Origin of the sequence: Deinococcus betulae (genome assembly GCF_020166395.1) — a bacterium.
GTDB classification, from domain to species: domain Bacteria; phylum Deinococcota; class Deinococci; order Deinococcales; family Deinococcaceae; genus Deinococcus; species Deinococcus betulae.
On the sequence record NZ_JAIQXU010000003.1, the window covers coordinates 185,148 to 205,112 of the forward strand.

Sequence of the window (19,965 nt, forward strand, 5' to 3'; positions counted from 1 at the left end):
CCCGGAGGGAGCGGCCGGTAGGGTGACTCCATGACTACCGACCCCGTCTCGCTGGTGCCCGTCACCGAGTGGGCCCCCCTGGTGCCCGAACTGATGACCAGTGACCTGGCCCGCAGCCTGGACCTCTATACGCGCCTCTTTGGATTCACCATCCACTACACCCGGCCCGGCTTTGCCTACCTGAGCCTGGGGCGGGTGCAGTGGATGCTGGAACAGGCTGAGCCGGACAAGGCGTGGCAGACGGGCCCACTGGAGAGGCCCTACGGACGCGGCGTCAATTTTCAGATTCAGGCACCGGACTTGGGCGCCCTCCATGCGCGGCTGACGGCGGCCAGCTATCCGCTGTTCCGGCCCCTACACACCGCCACCTACGCCGAGGGCGACACCCTGCACACCGTGCGGCAGCTACTGGTTCAGGACCCCGACGGCTACCTGCTGCGGTTCACCGATTAAAGGCGCTGCGCGGCAATCAGGCCTGACAGCCGTTCCAGGCGGCCCCGCAGCGCCAGCAGGTAGACGGGCGGCGGGACTTCCTCGCCGTAGGTCCAGGCCCGCACCCCGCTCTGCTCGCCCACCGAGAGCAGCCGGTCGAGCACCCGCAGCAGCATGGCGCGGCCCGCCTGATGTTCAGCCAGCAGCTCGGGCAGGGTCATTCCGGCCAGGGGCGCTGTGGTGCGCAGGGGCAGGCCGTCCAGCCGGCCTTCCAGCCCAATTCGCATCTCCATCTGGGCCTTGCGTTCCATGCCAATGGTGGCGCGCAGGGTTTCCTCGGCGCCGGCGGCCCAGCCCTGCGGGTCCAGGGGCGCGGGCGGCAGGGCGGCCAGAGCGCGGCGCACGGCGGCCAGGTCAGCGGTCGCCGCCTCCCGCTTGGGGGCGTCCAGGGGATGCGGTTCGGGAGCGGTCATGGGCCCCAGTCTGCCGCATGGGGCCGCTATGCTGCGCCCTATGCAGCACACCCGCACCTGGTCTGACGTGTATGGCAGCGCCCGCGCCCTGTTTGAAGGCCGCGCCGGAGGGCACGCCTGGCTGGTCGCCGCGCCCCCCGACCTGGCCGCGCCGCTGGCCGAGGCGCTGGAATGTGTGGACGGCAAGGGCCGCGTGGCGCTGGTGGTCCACGACGGCCTGACGCCCCTGCTGGCCGCGCTCAGGGAAGAGCAGCCGCGCGGCGTGATTGTGGTAGCCGAGCAGGCGTTGGCCAGCGGGCCAGCGATGACGGTGCCCGAACGCCAGGTGGAGGGTGACGGCGCGGCTTACCAGGAAGGAGGCGAGTTTCCGGCCTGGATGGGCGACACCGGCACCGAGGGCCCTCAGAGCGAATGTGCCCCGGCCAGTGCCGCCGCCCTGCTGGGCCTGCCTGTGGTGGTGACCACGCCGGCCCAGGTGGCCCAGACCCTCACCGCCTGGATGGACCGCACTCCGCACGGCCGGTAAGAGGGGCCCCTGACCCCACCAGGGGCCAAGACGAGGGGAAAAGCGCTCCTCTGGGCGGAGCGTGTGCACGCCAGTCCGTTCTCGATGGATTGGCGTGACCGACGCCATCGGCAGAGGACCGCCCGGAACAGTTGGTGCGCGCGCCGCGTTTTACACTGCCGCGCGTGAGTTCGCCCGGCCCCTCCCCTGCCTACCTGGACCCGGTGGTGCGCCACCTGTACGTGCATGTGCCGTTTTGCCCCACCATCTGTCCCTACTGCGACTTTCATGTCCTGACGCGGCGGGCCGGGCTGGTGGAACAGTACCTGGCCAAACTGGAAGAGGACGCCGCGCGCTTGGCCGGCACCTACGCCGTGGACCTGGACACGGTGTACCTAGGCGGCGGCACCCCCAGCTTTCTGCGGGACGAAGAACTGCGCGCGCTGGTGGGCAGCGTGAGGCGGCACCTGGGCTGGGGCCGGCGGGAAAACACCCTGGAGGTCAACCCCGGTACCGTGACGCCCGCCCGCGCGGCCTACTGGCAGGCGCTGGGCTTTGACCGCGCCAGTGTGGGCGTGCAGAGCCTGCATGACCCCACCCTGAAGTTCCTGGGCCGTCAGCACGACGCCGCGCAGGCCAGAGAAGCCGTCGGCACCCTGGTGGACCGGGGGATGCGGGTCAGTGGCGACCTGATTACAGCGGTGCCAGGGCAACCGCTGGACGCCGATATTCAGGGCCTGTTGGACTTGGGGGTGAGCCATGTCAGCGCCTACACCCTGACCATTGAGCCTGGCACCGAGTTTGCCCGCCGGGGCGTCACGGTGCACGAGGACGACGAGCGCGCCGGCTTTGAACGCACTGAGGCGCTGCTGACCGCCGCCGGCCTGACCCGCTACGAGATCAGCAATTACGCGCGCCCCGGGCAGGAATCGCAGCACAACCTCGCTTACTGGCAGGGCCGCACGTATCTGGGGCTGGGGCCAGGAGCGGCGGGGCATTACCCGGCTTTGCCGGAGGTTGATGGTCGCAGGTTGATGGGTGATGGAAAGGGCGGGGTAGCGGATGGCGAGTGGCGGATGGCAGATAGCGAAGTGCGAGTTGAGGGGTTGAGCGGCCAAGGCATTGAGGAAGGACGGGCTTCTCCAAGGCCCACGTCCCATTCACCATTTCCCCCTCCCCCCTCACCCCTCACCCTGCGCCGCACCACTCCTCACCTGCACGACTGGCTGGCGGGCGAGACGGGCGAGGCCGAGCCGATTTACCCACACGATTACGTCACCGACGCCCTGTTCATGGGCTTGCGGCTACGGGCCGGCCTCGATCTGGCCGACCTCTCGCGGCGCAGCGGGGTGGATGTGGCGGAGGTGTACGCCGCGCCTCTGGCGGCCAATGTGGCGCGTGGCCTACTGACCCTGGACGGCCCCCAGCTGCGGGCCACGCCGCAGGGCTGGTGGGTCCTGAACCGCGTGGTGACGGACTTTCTGGAGGCGGCGCCCAGCCACTGACCACCGGGAATTGTGAATCGCCCGCGTCCAGCTATGCGGGCAGGTGGGTCGGCTGGACGCTAGACTGGCCCTATGACGACATCCTATGACTACGACGTGCTGGTCATCGGTGCGGGGCCGGGCGGATACCACGCGGCCATCCGCGCCGCGCAGCTGGGGTTGAAAGTAGCCTGCGCCGAGCGCGAGGCCGTGGGCGGCGTGTGTCTGAACGTGGGCTGTATTCCCACCAAGGCGCTGCTGCACGCGGGCGAACAGATTGCCGCCGCCCGCCACGCCGCCGACTTTGGCCTGACCTTCGGCGAACAGAAGCTGGACATTGCCAAGCTGAACGGCTGGAAAGACGGCATCGTCAAGAAGCTCACGGGCGGCGTGGGCGGCCTGTTCAAGGCCAATAAAGTCGCGCACCTGCAGGGCCAGGCCAGCTTCGTGGACGACCACACCGTCAAGGTCGGGGACAAAACCTACACGGCGGGCAGCATCATCATCGCCACCGGCTCAGAGCCCGCCAAACTGCCGGGGCTGGAGGTGGACCAGCAGACCATCGTGGATTCCACGGGCGCTCTGGTCATGCCAGACCCCGTGCCCGCCCGCATGCTGTGCGTGGGCGGCGGGGTCATCGGTTTTGAGTTCGCGCACGTGTACAACAACATGGGCACCAAGGTCAAAGTCATCGAGTTCCTGCCCGCCATCATTCCGGGCGCCGACGCCGACGCCGTCAAGGAATTCCAGAAGGCCATGAAAAAGCAGGGCATCGAGATTGCCGTGCAGACCAAAGCCAACAAAGCCGAGAAAAAGGCCGACGGCATTCATGTCGAACTGGAAGACGTCAAGACCGGCGCCAAGACTGTGGAGGTCTTTGACCGCGTGCTGGTCGCCGTAGGCCGCCGCCCGCGCACCGACGGCCTGAACGCCCAGGCGGCGGGCGTCACCGTGACCGAGCGCGGCTTTATTCCCGCTGACAGCCGGCAGCGCACCAACGTGCCGCACATTTATTCCATTGGCGACGTGGCCAGCAACCCCATGCTGGCGCACAAGGCCATGAAAGAAGGACTGGTGGCGGCTGAAGTAATTGCTGGCAAACCCGCCGAGCAGGACGCCGTGGCTATTCCCGGCGTGGTGTACACCAGCCCCGAACTGGCCTGGGTGGGCCTGACCGAGCAGGAAGCGAAAGACAAGGGCTATGAGGTGAAGACCGGTGTGTTCCCCCTGTCAGCTTCAGGCCGCGCCATGACGCTGCAGCAGACCGACGGCTTCGTGAAGATGGTCGTAGAAAAAGACACGGACCTGCTGCTGGGCGTGCATATCGTGGGGCCGCACGCCAGCGACCTGCTGGGCGAGGCGGGCCTGGCGCTGGAAATGGCCGCCACCGCGTCTGACATCGCCCTGACCATCCACGCGCACCCCACCCTGGGCGAAAGCGTGCTGGAAGCGGCCGAGGCCGTCCATAAGCAGGCCATTCACATCATGAACCGCTGAGAGGCAGCTCGCCTTCGTCCCCAGACCACCTGTCTGGGGACTTTTCTTTTCGGAAGGCGCGAGAACGAGACTCGCGCCTCAGATAGAGTTCGCCTGTAACGCCAACAACCCAGCACCCCACTGGGTTGCCAACTCCACGCCCGGAACCCGTTTTTCTCCCACTTGCTCCGCTCGAATTGAATCGTTTACAAAAACGATTCAATCGGAGTTCGTATCAGACAGAATCCAGCTGCACCGCTGACAAATCGGGAGGTCAAGGCTGGGCCACCTCTACGCCCGCTCGTCCGCTTGCTCTCTCGCCCCGCTTAGATTTCAGCGTTTGCCGAAGTCCTCATGACCTCTTCCCGCGCCCCCTACTTGATGACGTAAGGCCGCTCGCCTTCGCGGAACTCGTACCACACGCGCATGACGATGTCCTGCTCGGTGTTGCCAAAGCGGCGGCCAAACAGGTTCATGCCGCCTTTGTGGCGCGCGTCGTCCTTGACGCCCACCCGCAACTCGATCAGGGGCTGGGCGCCCAGAGCCAACTGGTCGATGGTCGTGGTGGCGCTGACCTGCCGCCCGTCAATAAAGGTGCCCTCGCGGCTGATCTTGAAGCGTTTGAGAACCCCGTACTGCGTGTGGTTGAGTGGCCACCAGCGCGGCGTGACCTTGCCCGGCACACCGCCAAAATCGGCGGGGCTGGTCCAGGTCCCCAGTTCGGTGCCATTGACCCACACCGTGATGTCCGACGGCCAGTCCAGATCGTGTTCCGGGGCTTCGGAGCACAGTTCCATCGAAACTTCCAGCTCGGTGGCCTCGGCGCCGTGGGGCAGGTTGTTGGGAAAGTCGTAGCCCAGGGTGCCGTGGCGCATCCAGATGATCTGGGCAAACACGTGTTCAGGCTCGAAAAAGGAACGCGGATCGTCCACCATGCCAATGAGCTTGGCTTCGGTGGCCAGGCCGCAGGTGGGCTGCACGTCCGAACGGCGGTAATTGCCAATCGGCATGGAAATCTCGACGACGTTGCTCTGGGCGCTGACCGCCGCGCCCGGCAGCTTGATCAAAATCTCCTCGTAGCGCTTGCTGATCAGCTTCTGCCGCCCGCGCGTTCCCGGCATGAACTGCACGTCCAGCAGGCCTGCGTCTTCCAGGGTCTTGATATTGAAGTTGACCGTGGACGCAGGCAGCCCCATCGCCGTGGTCAGGGCTGTGACATTCATGGGGCTGTGCGAGAGCAGGCTCAACATGGACATGCGGGTCTCGCTGTCCACCGCGCGGGCCACGCGCAGGGCTTCCTCGCCCTCGACAATCAGGGTGCGGCGTCCGGCAATAGGCATGGAACCTCCAGAAAATACCCTCCAAAACTACAAGTTTAGTGGTGGGTTTTCAAGAGCGGCCTGACGGGCAAATCGCGTTGGGCTGGACACATCAAAGCCACAGGGCTTCCAGCACGCTTAGACAACCCACCAATTTATTTGACTCTTAACAGCCGTTTTGGTACGTTTTTATTGTTCCACAATCTGCAATCGCAGGACGCGCGGCTGGCGTGCATCTGTTGACGGCTTCGGCGTGCCCCTGCCCGGAGGACATATGAAACGAACCACCATGGTGCTGGGCGGCGTGGCCCTCCTCCTGACCGGCACGGTGCTGGCCCAGGGCCTGCCCAAACTGGCGGTCAAGAAGACCTACCGCGTGGGCTTTGCCCAGACCGAGAGCAACAACCCCTGGCGCCTGGCCCAGACCAAGAGCATGCAGGACGAGGCCCGGCGCCTGGGCCACCAGCTGGTGTACACCGACGCCGCCGGTTCTACGGCCAAGCAGGTGGCCGACGTGCGCTCCATGATCGCGCAGAAGGTGGACGCCATCTTCCTGTCGCCGCGTGAAGACAAGCCGCTGGCCCCCGTGGTCAAAGAGGCCGCCAAAGCGGGTATTCCGGTGATTCTGCTCGACCGCAACATTGACCCCGCGCTGGCCAAGGCCGGCACCGACTACGTCACCTTTATCGGGTCGGACTTTGTTCAGGAAGGGCAGCGGGTCGCCAACTGGCTGGTCAAGAACGCCAAGGGCAAGACCAACATCATTGAGCTGGAAGGCACCACCGGCTCCAGCCCCGCCAACGACCGCAAGAAGGGCTTTGACGACGTGATTCGCAAGAATTCGCAGTTCAAGATTCTGGCCAGCCAGACCGGCAACTTTGCCCGCGACACGGGCCGACAGGTCGCCGAAACGCTGCTGCAGGCCAACCCCACCGCTAACGTGATTTACGCCCACAACGACGAAATGGCGATTGGCGCCGTGTCGGCCATCCGGGCGGCCGGCAAACGCCCCGGCGTGGACATCATCGTGCTGTCTATTGACGGCGGCAAGGAAGCCGTACAGATGGTGGCGGACGGCAGCATCAACTACGTTGTGGAATGCAACCCGCGCTTTGGGCCAGCCGCCTTCAAGACCCTGGCCGGTTACGCCGCCGGGCAGAAGTACCCCGCTAAGGTGATCAACGCCGACCGCGATTACACCCCGCAGAACGCCAAAGCTGGCCTGGCCAGCGCGTACTAACTTCTTTCCCCGGTCACCTGCGCCGCGCCACTACTCTTGGTGCCGCGCAGGTGGCCGGAGCCGTTCAGGAGGTCTGTGTTTCCTTGAGCCAGTCGCCCGATTCTTCCCTGCCGCTGCTAGACATGCAGGACATCCGCAAAACCTTCGCCGGCGTTCCGGCGCTGGACCGCGCGTCGCTGACGGTTGGTCCCGGCGAGGTTCACGCCCTGATCGGCCAGAATGGGGCGGGCAAAAGCACGCTGATTAAAGTGCTGACGGGGGCCTACCGGCGCGACGCCGGGCAGGTCACGTTTGCCGGCGCGGCGGTGGATTTTCCCAGCCCCCTGGCCGCGCAGCGCGGCGGCATTGCCACCATTTACCAGGAAGTCAATCTGGTGCCGCTGCGCAGCGTGGCCGAGAACATCATGCTGGGCCGCGAGCCGCGCCGCTTTGGCCTGATTGACTGGCACGCCCTGAACGACCGCGCCCGGCAGGCCCTGAGCGACCTGGGCCTGACCCTGGAGGTCACGCGGCCCCTCGGGGGCTACAGCACCGCCGTGCAGCAGATGGTGGCGCTGGCACGCGCCGTGAGCGTGCAGGCGCGCCTAGTCGTGATGGACGAACCCACCAGTTCCCTGAACGAGCGCGAGGTCGAGACCCTCTTTGGGGTCATCCGGGGCCTGAAGGCGCGCGGGGTGTCGGTGCTGTTCGTGTCTCACCGCCTGGACGAGCTGTACGAGGTCTGCGACCGCATCACGGTGATGCGCGACGGGCATACGGTGTTCAGCGGCCCTATGACTGACGTGAGCCGGCTGCGGCTGGTCGAGCTGATGCTGGGGCGCGCCCTGGACAGCAGCGGCGCCCAGACGGGCTTTGTGCGGGGGCAGGCCAGCGACGAGGAACTCCTGAGCGCACGCGGCGTCACCCTGGGCACGCGGCTGCGCGGCGCTGGGGTGGAGGTCCGCCGGGGCGAGGTGGTGGGGCTGGCCGGGCTGCTGGGGTCCGGGCGCAGCGAATTGGCCGGCGTGCTGTTCGGCGCCGAACGCCCCGACCAGGCCCAGATCACCCTGCGCGGCCAGGCGGTGGCCTTCCGGGCGCCGGGCGACGCCATTCGCGCCGGGCTGGGTTTTTGCAGCGAGGACCGCAAGGCGCAGGGCATCATTCCTGACCTGAGCGTGCGCGAGAACCTGACGCTGGCGCTGCTGCCGCGCCTGGCCCGCGCCGGGGTGGTGGACACGGCGCGGCAGGCCGAGATCGTGGACCGCTTTATGACCCGGCTGGGCATCAAAGCCAGCAGCGCCGAGCAGCCTATCCGTGAACTGTCGGGGGGCAACCAGCAAAAGGTGCTGCTTTCGCGCTGGCTGGCCACCGAACCGGACCTCCTGATTCTGGACGAGCCCACGCGCGGCATTGATGTGGGCGCCAAGGCCGAGATTCAGCGCCTGATCGGCGAACTGGCGCAGGGGGGCTTAGGGGTGCTGATGATTTCCAGCGAACTGGAAGAACTGATTGAAGGGTGCCACGAGGTCACGGTGCTGCGGGACGGCCGCCGCGTGGCGCGCCTGAGCGGCGAGGCCATGACCGAAGACGCCCTGCTACACGCCATGGCCCAAGGCGAAGCCGACTCAGGCGCCGCCGGGGCCGCGTGAAGGGCGAGGTGCAGACCGTGCCGTCCAGCCCCGCCCGACCCGCCCGGCGCCCGCTGGCCTGGGGCGACCTCTGGGCTGACCTGCACGCCATCCGGGTCAGCCTGCTGATTCTGGCGGCCCTGCTGCTGTTTAACGCTCTGTTTACCCCCAATTTTCTGAGCGTGCAGACCCTGAACGTGAACCTGACGCAAGTGGCCACCACCGTCATCGTGGCGATGGGCATGACCCTGGTGATTGCCACCGGGGGCGTGGACCTGTCGGTGGGCTCACTGATGGCCATCAGTGGAGTGCTGGCCCCGCTGCTGTTTTTAAATCCGGCGTTCGCGGGGGCGCCCGCCCTGGGGGTGGCGCCGGCGTTCGTGCTGCCGGTGCTAGCGGCCGGGGCATTTGGGCTGCTCAACGGCGTTTTCGTCACGCGGCTGCGCCTGCAACCCATCGTGGCCACGCTGGTGCTGTATATCGCTGGGCGCGGCATTGCGCAGGTCATCACCAATGGGCAGCTCCAGAGCTTCACCCGCCCTGACTTCTCGTATATCGGGCTGGGGCGCCCACTGGGGATTCCCTTTCAGGTGCTGCTGATGCTGGTCATCGTGGCGGTGACGTACTGGGCGGTGCGGCGCACCGTGTTCGGGCGCTACGTGCTGGCAGTGGGCGGCAACGAACAGGCCGCGCGGCTGGCCGGCATTCCGGTCGCCCGCGTCAAACTGGCGGTGTACGGCCTCAGTGGGCTGCTAGCGGGCGTGGCGGGACTGATCGTCATTGCCATCAATTCCAGCAGCGACGCCAATCAGGTGGGCCTCAATATGGAACTGGACGCCATTGCGGCGGTGGCAGTGGGCGGCACCCTCCTCAGCGGCGGGCGGGCGCAGGTGCTGGGCACAGTGGCCGGCGCCCTGATTATTCAGCTCATTCGCTACACCCTGCTGGCGCGCGGGGTGCCCGACGCCGCCGCCCTGATGGTCAAGGCCGCCATCATCGTGGCGGCAGTGGCGCTGCTGCAGCGCCGGGGAGGCCGCTCATGACGACCGCTGCTCCGCCGTCGGCGCGGCGCACCCGCACCCTGCGCCTGCTCAGCCAGTCAGGCGTGCTGGTGGCCCTGCTGCTGCTGGTGCTGTTCGGGGCGCTGCGCTACGACGGCTTTCTGGGGGCCTACAACCTCTCGACGTTCCTGCGCTACAACGCCATGTTTGGTCTGATTGCCGTGGGCATGTGCTTCGTGATCATCACGGGCGGCATTGACCTGTCGGTGGGCAGCGTGGTGGCCATGAGCAGTGTGGTGGCCGCGCTGCTGAGCCCGCACGGCGTGGGCACCGCGGTCCTGGGTGGCGTGCTGGCCGGAGCGGCGGTGGGCCTGCTGAACGGACTGATCATCACGCGGCTGAACATTCAGCCGTTCATTACGACCCTAGCCACCCTGCTGGCCGCGCGGGGGCTGGCGCTGCTGCTGGCCCGCAACCAGGGCGGCGTGGGCCTGGATCCCACCAACACGGCGCTGGCGTGGGTGGGCCAGGGCGACTTGTGGCGGCTGCCGGTGCCGGGCGTCATCCTGGCTGTGGTCGTGGTGGCGGCGGCCGTGGCCCTGCGCTTGACCCCCTTTGGCCGGCACGCCCTGGCCACCGGCGGCGGCGAGGACGCCAGCAGCTTGATGGGCCTGCCGGTAGACCGAATCAAGCTGGGCGTGTACGGGCTGTCCGGCGCGCTGGCAGGTCTGTCGGGCGTCATTCTGGCCGCGCAACTGGGCGCCGGGCAGCCCACCGAGGGCCTGGGGTGGGAACTGTCGGCCATCGCCAGCGTGGTGGTCGGCGGCACCCTGCTGACGGGCGGGGTGGGCAGCGTCTGGGCCACCCTGGCCGGCACCCTGCTGCTGGGCCTGATTTTTAACCTGCTGAACTTCGAAAACGGCCGGGGCGTGATTTCTCTGTCGCCGTACTGGCAAAGCGTGATTCGTGGAGGCTTTTTGCTGCTGGTCGTGGTGCTGCAAAGCCGCGCCGGAGGGTCCGGTGAGCCCTAACGCCCGCGCGTCGCCACTCCTCTGACCCCGCCCCATCTTCCAGCGTTGTCGTTCTGTGGACGGCCCCACCGGCCGCCCTGCTGGTGCCGTGTGCCACCTGTTTGCCGTCCCCTCTCCCCTGTCAGGAGGTTGTTCTATGCGTCCACTTCCGCTTCTTAGCCTGCTCAGTGTCTCGCTGTTGTTGGCGTCGTGTGCCGGCACGGACGGGCATGACCACACCCACGCCCCCGAAACCCAGGCCAGCACGCGCCACAGCCACGACGCCCTGTGGCAGGCCCACCATCCCACCGGAGACACCCTTCAGGTCCAATTGCCCGACCGCGACGCGCCCAGCACCGTGACCCTCAGCGGTGGCCACGCTTACCTGGGCGACGACATCATCGGGGACGTGCGCGGCACGGCAGTGGTGGGCCTGAGTGGGCAGACCATCCTGCGCACCGACCGGAGCGGCATTCAGCCTCTCAGCAGCGGGATTACCGACGCGGGCCTCAAGTGGCCGGGGGCCGTGGTGCCTTTCGTCTTTGACGGCAGCGCCACCGCCAACATCCGCACCCAATTTAACCAAGCCGTGCAGATTTACAACGGGCAGACCGTGGTGCGGTACGTGGCGCGCACCAATCAGGCCAATTACGTGCGGGTGGTGGCCGGCGACGGGTGCAGCAGCTACGTGGGCATGATGAGCACCAGTTTCAAGCCCAACGGCCAGGAGATTACCCTGGGCCGCGACGGCTGTGGCGTGGGCGCCGCCCTGCACGAAATGGGCCACGCGGCGGGCCTGGAACACGAGCAGCAGCGGCAGGACCGCGACAGCTACATCACCGTGAACTACGGCCTGATTGATCCGGCGTGGCGCAGCCAGTACGACATCATCCGCGACAACCGGGTCAATACCGCTTTTACCGGCTACGACGTGCATTCCATCATGCACTACGGCAACAGCCAGGTGAACAGCCAGTGGGTGATGACCAGCAAGCAGGGCGTGCCGCCCGAGCAGATTGGGCAGAACAGCGGTTACCTGACCGACGGCGACAAAACAGCTTTCCGCACCATCTACGGCAATGTGAACGGGGGCGGCGGAGGCCAGGGCATCACCCTGACCACCGGGCAGTGGACCTCGCTGCAGGTGGTCACGCCCGGCTTTACCAACCGGTTCCTGCGTCACCTGAACAGCCTGGGCTACACCGAGGTCGTCACCAGCGGCAGCAGCGCCACCCTGAAACAGGACGCCACCTTCCGCGTCGTGGGCGCGCTGGACGGCACTGGCTGTTATTCGCTGGAATCGCGCAACTTCCCCGGCCAGTTCCTGCGCCACCAGAACAACCGCCTGCGGATTGACCGCAACGACGGCAGCGACCTGATGCGCCGCGACGCGACCTTCTGCGCGCAGACCGGCCTGGCGGGCTTAGGCGGCGTGAGTTTCGTGTCGCGCAACATCAATAACGCCTACATTCGTCACCGCAACGGCGAGGTGTGGCTGGACGTGAACGACGGCAGCACGGCCTTTAAGCAGGACGCCAGCTGGAACTTGGCCGGCGCCTGGGCACCTTAACAGCCTTTGACCAACGAACAGACCTGAACGCCAGCGCTTTTCGCTGAGGCTGTCCGGCAGAGCACGGCATACCACTGGCGCTTCTCCCCTGCCCTCCCCATTCTGTGGCTTTCCAAAGGGCCGCCACCCTCCTCTTTCCCATGCTCCGGGGCGACCTCATGCGCCCCGGCGGGGCCGCCCACGCCTTCCGACACCCTCTCACCGCGACCCTCAGGAGCTGTCTCATGCATCCACCTGACCCGGCATCAACCCTTTCCCGCTTCTCCCGGCGGCCCTGGCCCCTGGCCCTGCTGGCCGCCGCGCTGCTCAGCGCCTGCGCCGGCACGCCGCAGCCGGCCGCCACTGCTGAGCTGCCCGAGCCGCCTGCTCTGGCCAGCGCCACCCCACCCACGCTGGGCGCCCTGGCCCTGCAGCCCAAGACGCCGCCCATCAGCACGCCGTGGACCGCGCAGGTGTCCACCACCAACCCTCTGCCTGAGTACCCGCGCCCGCAGATGACCCGCCCCGACTGGCAGAGCCTCAACGGGCAGTGGCAGTTTGCCAACGCCAGCGCCGGCCAGGCCCCGCCCGTGGGTCAGAACCTCGCCGAAACCGTGCTGGTGCCCTTTCCCATCGAGTCGGCGCTGTCCGGTATTCAGCGGCACCAGGACCGCATGTGGTACCGCCGGACCTTCACAGTGCCCAGCGGCTGGAACGGGCGGCGCGTCCTGCTGAACTTCGGGGCGGTGGATTATCAGGCGGCGGTGTATGTCAACGGCACGCAGGTTGGCGCCCACACGGGCGGCTACGACGCCTTCAGCTTTGACATCACGGGCGCGCTGCGGGCCGGCTCAAACGAGGTCATCGTGGGTGTGTACGACCCCACGAACGCCGCCGGGCAGCCGCTGGGCAAGCAGGTCAATGTGCCCGACAACGGCATCTTCTACACCGCCGCCAGCGGCATCTGGCAGACGGTGTGGTTGGAGCCGGTCGCCGCGCCTCACATCACCCGCCTGGACCTGACGCCCGACGTGCCCGGCGGCGCCCTGAAGGTCACGGTGCGCGGCGAGGGCCTGAGTGGGCAGACCGTGCAGGTCACGGGCCTCAACGGCACCACGGTGGTGGGTACGGTCAACGGCAACGTGGACACCGAGTTGCGCCTGCCGGTGCCGAATGCGCGCCTGTGGAACCCGGACGACCCCTTCCTCTACAACCTGACGGTCAAGCTGGTCAGCGGCTCGGCCACCGTGGACACGGTGCAAAGCTACTTTGGGATGCGCAGCATCGGCACCAAGGTCATTAACGGCTTCCTGCGCCCGGTGCTGAACGGCAAGTTCGTGTTCCAGCTGGGCACCCTCGACCAGGGCTACTGGCCCGACGGCATCTACACGGCCCCCACCGACGACGCCTTGAAATCCGACCTGCAAAAGCACAAGGACCTGGGCTTCAACATGGTGCGCAAGCACATCAAGGTCGAGCCGCAGCGCTGGTACTACTGGGCCGACCGGCTGGGGCTGCTGGTGTGGCAGGACATGCCGTCCATGCGCATCGGCGTGAACCCCAGTTCGAGCGACCGCGCCGAATTCGAGCGGGAACTGCGGATCATGGTGGACCAGCACCGCTCCTCACCGTCCATCGTTACGTGGGTGGCCCAGAACGAGGGCTGGGGCGAGTATGACCCCGCCCGCATCGCCGACGCCGTGAAGGCCTGGGACCCCAGCCGCTTGGTGGACAACATGAGCGGCTGGAACTGCTGCGGCTACGACGGCGGCAACGGCGACCTGGCCGACTGGCACGTCTACGTGGGCCCCGGCACGCCCAACCCGTCCCTCAGCCGCGTCTCTGTGCTCGGCGAGTTCGGCGGGCTGGGCCTGCGCACCCCCGGCCATGAATGGAACCCCAACACCAGCTTCAGCTACGAGATGCAGCCCAGCGTGGCCGCCTTTAACGACCGCTACCTGGGGCTGGTGCAGGCCACCCGGGCCCTGATGATCAATAAAGGCCTGAGTGCCTCGATCTACACCGAGCTGACCGACGTGGAAAGCGAGGTCAACGGCCTGTACACCTACGACCGGCAGATTGCCAAGATTGACGTGGCCCGCGCCCGCACCGCGCACCTGGGCCTGATTGCGGCGTCCAACGACCTGCCCGTCAAGGTCACCCTGCCGCTGTACACCTACAAGTCTTTCCAGGTGACGACGCCCGGCTTCACCAACCGCTTTATTCGGCACCTGGACGGCCTGGGCGCGACAGAAGTGGTCACTGGCAGCAGCGCCGAACTGCTGAAAAAAGACGCCACCTGGCGCATCGTGCCGGGGCTGGCCGATGCCAATTGCTACTCACTGGAATCGCTGAATTACCCCGGCGAATACCTGCGTCACCGCGAGTCCCGCGTACGGCGTGACCGCCCCGACGGCAGCAGCGCCTTTAACGGCGACGCCACCTGGTGCGCCCGCAGCGCCCTGTCCGGCGTGGGCATCAGCCTGGAGTCTTACAACTTCCCAGGGCGTTACCTGCGCCACTACGACAGCGCGCTGTGGCTGGCGCAAAACGGCGGACCGCTGCCCAGCGACAGCACCGGCAATCTGGTGCAGGACAGCAGCTGGAACGTGGTCACGCCCTGGGCGCGCAGCGGCGTCACGCTGGCCAACGCCTACCAGTCTCTGCAAGTGACCACCGCCGGCTTTACAGACCGCTTTGCCCGGCACCAGAACGGCCTGGGCTTTACCGAGGTCGTCACGGGGGGCAGCCCGGCGCTGCTCAAGCAGGACGCCACCTTCCGCCTGGCACCGGGCCTGGCCGACAGCCGCTGCACGTCCTTTGAGGCCCGCAACCTCCCCGGCCAGTATCTGCGCCACCGCGACTTCCGGATTGGGCTGGCGGCGAACGACAACACTGACCTTTTCCGGCAGGACGCCACCTTCTGCGCGCAGCCGGGCCTGGGCGGGGGCGGCGTGAGTTTCGAGGCCTTCAACTCGCCCGGCTTCTTCCTGCGCCACTTCGACAGCGGGCTGTGGATTGCGTCAGGAGGCGGCGCCCGCCCCAGCGACAGCGCAGGCGGCTTCAAGCCCGACAGCACTTGGACGATTGCCGCGCCCTGGGCCCCATAAGAGCAGCGCCCCTGCGGGCAGCATGACGAGGAACCGGGACTGGCTCTGTTCCGAGACATGACAACCGGCCACTCACAGCAGGCCAGAAGACACAAAGGCCGCCGCCCCGTGTGGGGCGGCGGTTTCTGTTACCCGCCGGGGGTCTGGCCCTGGGCCTCCCCTTCGCTGCTGGCCGCAGTCCCCGTCATCCCAGAGCGGGCCTCGGCACGCCTCTCGCCTGAGGGCAAGGTGAACCAGAAGGTGCTGCCCTGCCCCGGCACCGAGTCCACGCCCATCTGCCCGCCGTGGCCTTCCACAATGCGGCGCGCCACCGACAGGCCAATGCCGTTGCCCAGGTACTGCTCGCGGCCATGCAGGCGCTGAAACACCGTAAAAATCCGCTCGTGATAGGCCGGGTCAATCCCGATGCCGTTGTCCTGCACCGACAGGCGCACCCAGTCGCCCTCGCGCTGCGCGCTGACCTGCACCTGTGGGGCGCGGCCAGGCGCGCGGAATTTCAGCGCGTTGCCTATCAGGTTTTGCAGCAGCTGACGCAGCTGGGTGGGCGAGGCCAGCACGGGGGGCAGGGGGCCGGCGCTCACGGTGGCCCCGGCCTGCTCTATCTGGCTTTGCAGGTCGGCACGCACCTGACGCAGCAGGTCGGCGGGCTGCACACGCTGGGGCGGCTGGCGGTCAGCCGTGACCCGCGCGAAGGTCAGCAGGTCCTGAATGAGCTGCTGCATCCGTGCGGTGCCCTCGGTAATGTGGCGCGCGTAGCGCTCGACTTTGGGGTCCGCGTCCGTGTTAAAGCGCCGGGCCAGCAACTCGGCGAAGCTGGTGATGGTGCGCAGCGGCTCTTGCAGGTCGTGACTGGCCACATAGGCGAACTGCTCCAGCTCGCGGTTGCTGCGCTCCAGCTCCTGGGTGCGGCGCACTGAAGTCTGGGCGTGTTCGGCGCGGTCCAGCGCCAGTTGCAGACTGAACACCACGGCGCTGAGCAGCTGCTGATCGGCGGCGGTCCAGGCGCGCGCTTCCTGCCGGCCCACCCCCAGCACGCCGCGCGTCTGGCCATTGACCATGACCGGCAGGGCGGCGCTGGCCCGCACGGCACTCAGCTGCGCCCGCGCCACGGCCGGGGTGGACTGGGCGTCGTACTGGTGCTGATAACGCGCCTCGCCCGTGGCAAACGGCTCGTCCAGATTGTGGGCGCCGCCGCGCGGCAAGCCCGCTTCCAGCCGGGCCAGCAGCGCCGGGTCATGAAACCGGCCCCGGTGCGACTGCAGGGCCCACAGGTCACCGCCTGGTTCGTAATAGGTGCTGAAGGTGTGCGGCAGCAATTTGACAATGGCGTCTTGCGTGCGGCCCACCAGGGTCAGAGGGTCACTTTCCTGCGCCAGGTCGCGGGTCAGGTCGGCAAAGGCTTCCAGAGCGCGGGTACGCGCCTGCAGGGCCGCGTTGCTCTCTTCCAGGGCGGCAGCGTGGCGCTGGAGTTCCTGGGCCTGCTCCACGTGTTCCAGAGCCACGCCCAGGCTCTGGGCTACGCTTTCGAGGACCACCTTATCGGCGCGCGTCCAGGGCTGCGCGCTGTTGAGGCCAATGGCAAAGATGCCACGTGGCCGCCCGCTCACGAGCACCGGTAAGGTGGCGGTGGTCTGCAGCTGCGCGGTGGCTTCGGGCAGCCCGTCGGCGTCGTGGTCGTAGGCCTCCTGGTAATACGGCTGCAAACTCTGCCACGGTATCAGGAGGTTCGGGGTGCCCTCATAGGAAATCCCGGCGTCCAGCACCCGCTGCAACTCTGGACTGCCCAGGTCGCCCACCTGGGATTTCAGGCGCCACAGCCCGCCGGCCGGTTCGTAATACACCGCGAACCCCTGTGGCAACAGGGTCAGCGTGAACTGCTGGGCCCGGCGAATCAGGGCGTAGAGGTCGGTGTGGCGGGTCAGGTCGCGCGTCAGATTGGCAAAGCCTTCTAGCACCACGGTGCGCGCTTCCAATTCGGTGTTCTGGGTATGCAGTTGCCTGGCCAGTCGGGCCAGGTCGCCCTCACTGCGGGTCAGCTCGGCGTCCAGCGCGTCCGCCTGGGTGCGCCGCAACTGCTCAGCCAGCGCCTCGGCGCGGCGCTGCTCACGCAGGTCACGCACGTAGCCCACCACCAGCGTCTGGTCTTGGTCCTCGGCGCGCAGCAGATACACCTCAACCGGCAGGCTCTGGCCGCTGCGGTTGAGCATGACTTTCTCGTACCAGCCAGAGTGGCCGGTGCGGAAGGTGCGCTCAAAGGCGGCGGCGTCTGCCTCGCGCTCGCGTTCGGGGGTCAGGTCCAGCCAGTCAATTTGCCCAGCTTCAAACTCGGCGCGCGAAAACCCCAGCAGGTTCAGGTAGGCGTCATTGACCTCGACCAGCTGCCCGTCGGGGGTGCCAGCTGCAATCCCAATCGGGCTGACACTCATGAGGTGCTGGGCGCGCTCGGTGGCGCCGGCCACGGCTTTCCCAGCGCACAGGGCCAGCCCACCCAGCGCCGCCAGCGTGCGCAGCGTGTCCTGGTCTTCTGGAGAGGGCGGCGCGTCGTAGGCCACAAGGAGCACCGCAGCTATGGGCTGCCCTGGGCCGCCGGGCAGCGGCGCGGCGGCCCAGGCGCCGCCCCCCTCCTCCTGCTCATACAGGAAGTGCCCTTCCTGGGCGGCGCGCGCGGCCCGCCCGGCCCAGAGCGCCGCTGAACCCGGCAGCGCCGCCGGGCCGTCCTGCGCGCCGGCCACCTCCCAGGCAGCGCCACGCGCCCTGAGCAGCGCCGCCCGGACGCCGGGGCGCACGGCGTGGGCCAGCAGGCACGCCGGCACGTCCTGCAGCGCGGCGCCGGCCAGGGCCTCGGCGGCGTCCCGCAGGGTCATGGGGTCTCCGTGCCAAAAGGTTTGAGGATAGCGGTCAGGTGCAGCGTGGGCACCCGAGCACCATAGCGCAGGCAGTGGCGGGCGCACACCGCGCAGGCCCCGGCGGTCATGGGCGTGGCCAGAGCGATCACGGCCCGGTCACGCCGGCCATGATGAACTGCTTTCACGGACAGGGCGTCAGGCCCGCCGAACCCGGTGAGCAACGCCCGCGCAACGCTTCATCCGCTCTACTGACCCCACGCCCACTTTCAGAACAGGAGACCGACATGACCACCTCTGCCCGCCGCACTGCCACCCTGCTCGCCCTCAGCGCCGCGCTGCTGGGCACCGCCCACGCCCAGAACACAGTCAACCTGTCAGGCCTGCAGCTTCAGCCCATCAAGATTGCCAACCTGGACCTGAACGTGCTGCGCGTGGCCCCGAACGTCTTTCAGCAGACCCTGCAGGCCCCCAACGCCCTGCAGGTCAATCTGAGCGACCTGCCGGCCCGCATTCAGGCCCGCGACGCCGAAGTGACCCGCAGCCTGAACGTGACCCGCAACCTGGCCGCCAGCAATGACCTGCGCGCCGACGTGGCCCGCGCCGCCCTGAGCCTGCCGCGCGGCCTGACGGTGCCCGTCAACGTGCGGCTGCGCACCGGCGAGGACAAGGAAGTGCTGCTGTTCGGGCAGGACACGGTGGCCGTGAACGTGGCCCAGGCCGAGGCCGACGCCGGACGCAACCGCGCCGCCGTGCTGCAATCGTTTGGCCTGAACGAACAGAACCCCGTGCCGCGCGAGTTCCTGTCGGCCGACACCCTGAGCAGCGTAAATATCGCGGCGAACATCAACATCAAGGCCCCGCTGCTGGCCCCCATGACGCTGACCAACACGCCGCCCAAGCCCTCGCAGCCGGGTCAGGAACTGGGCGACGGCTTTGTCAACAATCCCAGCGACGGCGCCTGCCGCTTTACTCCCACCAACGCGCTGTTTAACCAGATGCGCGGCAACGCCGTCAACCAGATCACGACCATCAAGGACCAGGGCCGCCGGGGCACCTGCATGGCCTTTGCCTACGTGTCCGCGCTGGAAACCATGATTGCCAGGCGCACCAAGACGCCCTTTAACCTCTCGGAGCAGTACGCCTACTACTGGCTGCGCGGCGACGACGGCGTGCTGGGCGACGGCGCCGGCTGGGGCGACTTTAACGACGCCATTGCCAAGGCGCGCATGATTCCCACCGAGGTGCGCTGGAAGTACAATCCGTCCCGCAGCCGCACCCGCGTGCCCGCGAACAATGACCAGCCCATCACGGCCTTCAAGAACTCCTGCACGAACTACGCCAGCCAGGCGTGCAGTGACACCACCGCTCAGGCGCAGCTGGTCTGCCAGAGCGGCACCAACAACTGCGCCTGGAAGCCCGAGTGGGACATCGCCCCCAACGCCGCCTTTAACTTCCGGCCCACCCAGGGCAACGAGGTCTGGGTCTCGCTGGGGGGCATGAACCTGGGCAACGCCGACGCCACCCGCGCCTACCGCCGCGCCATGCTGCGCCAGATGATTGACCGGGGCGACCAGCTGATTCTGGGCTTCACGGTGGACCGGGCCTTCGACAGCATCGGCGCCAACGGCCTGCCCAACACCGCCCTGATGGGCCAGAGCCCGCGCGGCGGCCACGCCATCCACGTGGTGGGCTACGTCAACACCGGCAACCAGACCTACAACGTCAAGATTGGCGGCCTGGTGAATGCTAAGATGACCCTGCCCACCGGCTACTTCGTCATCAAGAACTCGTGGAGCTGCGGCTTTGGCGACGGCGGCTACGCCTACCTGCCCGACAACTTCATGGATCAGGAAGTGTACGGCGTGTACAACCTACGCGCGAACGCCGTCGCGTCGGACATGGCCGGCTTCTAA

At 67.5% G+C, this 19,965-nt stretch carries 15 protein-coding genes; 11 read left to right on the forward strand and 4 right to left on the reverse strand.

Going from position 1 to position 19,965, the window contains the following annotated elements:
• Positions 1-30 precede the first annotated feature (30 nt).
• The gene (locus tag K7W42_RS04375) at positions 31-453 is read left to right on the forward strand and encodes a bleomycin resistance protein (RefSeq protein WP_224572604.1); all 423 of its coding nucleotides are present in this window, start codon (positions 31-33) and stop codon (positions 451-453) included.
• On the opposite strand, the gene K7W42_RS04380 is transcribed toward K7W42_RS04375, so the two are convergent.
• On the reverse strand, positions 450-905 hold the full coding sequence (locus tag K7W42_RS04380; protein WP_224572605.1) for a hypothetical protein: 456 nt from the start codon (positions 903-905) through the stop codon (positions 450-452). The genes K7W42_RS04375 and K7W42_RS04380 overlap by 4 nt on opposite strands.
• A 40-nt stretch (positions 906-945) precedes the next feature.
• Here K7W42_RS04380 and K7W42_RS04385 point away from each other — a divergent pair, with 40 nt between their 5' ends.
• The 3 genes from K7W42_RS04385 (at position 946) to lpdA (ending at position 4,391) form a co-directional block, all read left to right on the forward strand.
• A complete protein-coding gene (locus tag K7W42_RS04385; RefSeq protein ID WP_224572606.1) occupies positions 946-1,431 on the forward strand; it encodes a hypothetical protein in 486 nt (161 codons plus the stop codon).
• 164 nt (positions 1,432-1,595) lie between these two features.
• The gene (gene hemW / locus K7W42_RS04390) at positions 1,596-2,915 is read left to right on the forward strand and encodes a radical SAM family heme chaperone HemW (RefSeq protein ID WP_224572607.1); all 1,320 of its coding nucleotides are present in this window, start codon (positions 1,596-1,598) and stop codon (positions 2,913-2,915) included.
• A 72-nt stretch (positions 2,916-2,987) separates the two neighbouring features.
• Positions 2,988-4,391, forward strand: coding sequence for a dihydrolipoyl dehydrogenase (gene lpdA / locus K7W42_RS04395; protein ID WP_224572608.1), 1,404 nt, complete (start codon positions 2,988-2,990; stop codon positions 4,389-4,391).
• A 353-nt stretch (positions 4,392-4,744) separates the two neighbouring features.
• Here the strand turns inward: lpdA and K7W42_RS04400 are convergent, their stop codons facing one another.
• Complete coding sequence (locus K7W42_RS04400) at positions 4,745-5,710, reverse strand: ArsR/SmtB family transcription factor (RefSeq protein ID WP_224572609.1); 966 nt, start codon at positions 5,708-5,710, stop codon at positions 4,745-4,747.
• Between the two features lie 253 nt (positions 5,711-5,963).
• On the opposite strand from K7W42_RS04400, the gene K7W42_RS04405 reads away from it, so the two are divergent.
• From K7W42_RS04405 to K7W42_RS04430, 6 genes are all read left to right on the forward strand, one after another.
• Positions 5,964-6,929, forward strand: coding sequence for an ABC transporter substrate-binding protein (locus tag K7W42_RS04405; protein ID WP_224572611.1), 966 nt, complete (start codon positions 5,964-5,966; stop codon positions 6,927-6,929).
• Between the two features lie 83 nt (positions 6,930-7,012).
• Positions 7,013-8,557, forward strand: a complete 1,545-nt coding sequence (locus tag K7W42_RS04410; RefSeq protein WP_369411318.1) for a sugar ABC transporter ATP-binding protein — start codon at positions 7,013-7,015, stop codon at positions 8,555-8,557.
• Complete coding sequence (locus K7W42_RS04415; protein ID WP_224572612.1) at positions 8,554-9,579, forward strand: ABC transporter permease; 1,026 nt, start codon at positions 8,554-8,556, stop codon at positions 9,577-9,579. The genes K7W42_RS04410 and K7W42_RS04415 overlap by 4 nt, the downstream gene beginning before the upstream one ends.
• Complete coding sequence (locus K7W42_RS04420; protein ID WP_224572614.1) at positions 9,576-10,568, forward strand: ABC transporter permease; 993 nt, start codon at positions 9,576-9,578, stop codon at positions 10,566-10,568. The genes K7W42_RS04415 and K7W42_RS04420 overlap by 4 nt, the downstream gene beginning before the upstream one ends.
• A gap of 136 nt (positions 10,569-10,704) precedes the next feature.
• Positions 10,705-12,117: an AbfB domain-containing protein gene (locus K7W42_RS04425; protein WP_224572616.1), complete on the forward strand. Its 1,413-nt coding sequence runs from the start codon at positions 10,705-10,707 to the stop codon at positions 12,115-12,117.
• A 224-nt stretch (positions 12,118-12,341) separates the two neighbouring features.
• On the forward strand, positions 12,342-15,206 hold the full coding sequence (locus tag K7W42_RS04430) for an AbfB domain-containing protein (protein WP_224572618.1): 2,865 nt from the start codon (positions 12,342-12,344) through the stop codon (positions 15,204-15,206).
• Positions 15,207-15,334: 128 nt separating this feature from the next.
• On the opposite strand, the gene K7W42_RS04435 is transcribed toward K7W42_RS04430, so the two are convergent.
• Entirely contained in the window at positions 15,335-18,070 is a 2,736-nt protein-coding gene (locus K7W42_RS04435) for a PAS domain-containing sensor histidine kinase (protein ID WP_224572620.1), read from the reverse strand.
• On the reverse strand, positions 18,067-18,237 hold the full coding sequence (locus tag K7W42_RS04440; RefSeq protein ID WP_224572622.1) for a hypothetical protein: 171 nt from the start codon (positions 18,235-18,237) through the stop codon (positions 18,067-18,069). The genes K7W42_RS04435 and K7W42_RS04440 overlap by 4 nt, the downstream gene beginning before the upstream one ends.
• A gap of 99 nt (positions 18,238-18,336) precedes the next feature.
• Here K7W42_RS04440 and K7W42_RS04445 point away from each other — a divergent pair, with 99 nt between their 5' ends.
• Entirely contained in the window at positions 18,337-19,965 is a 1,629-nt protein-coding gene (locus K7W42_RS04445) for a C1 family peptidase (RefSeq protein ID WP_224572624.1), read from the forward strand.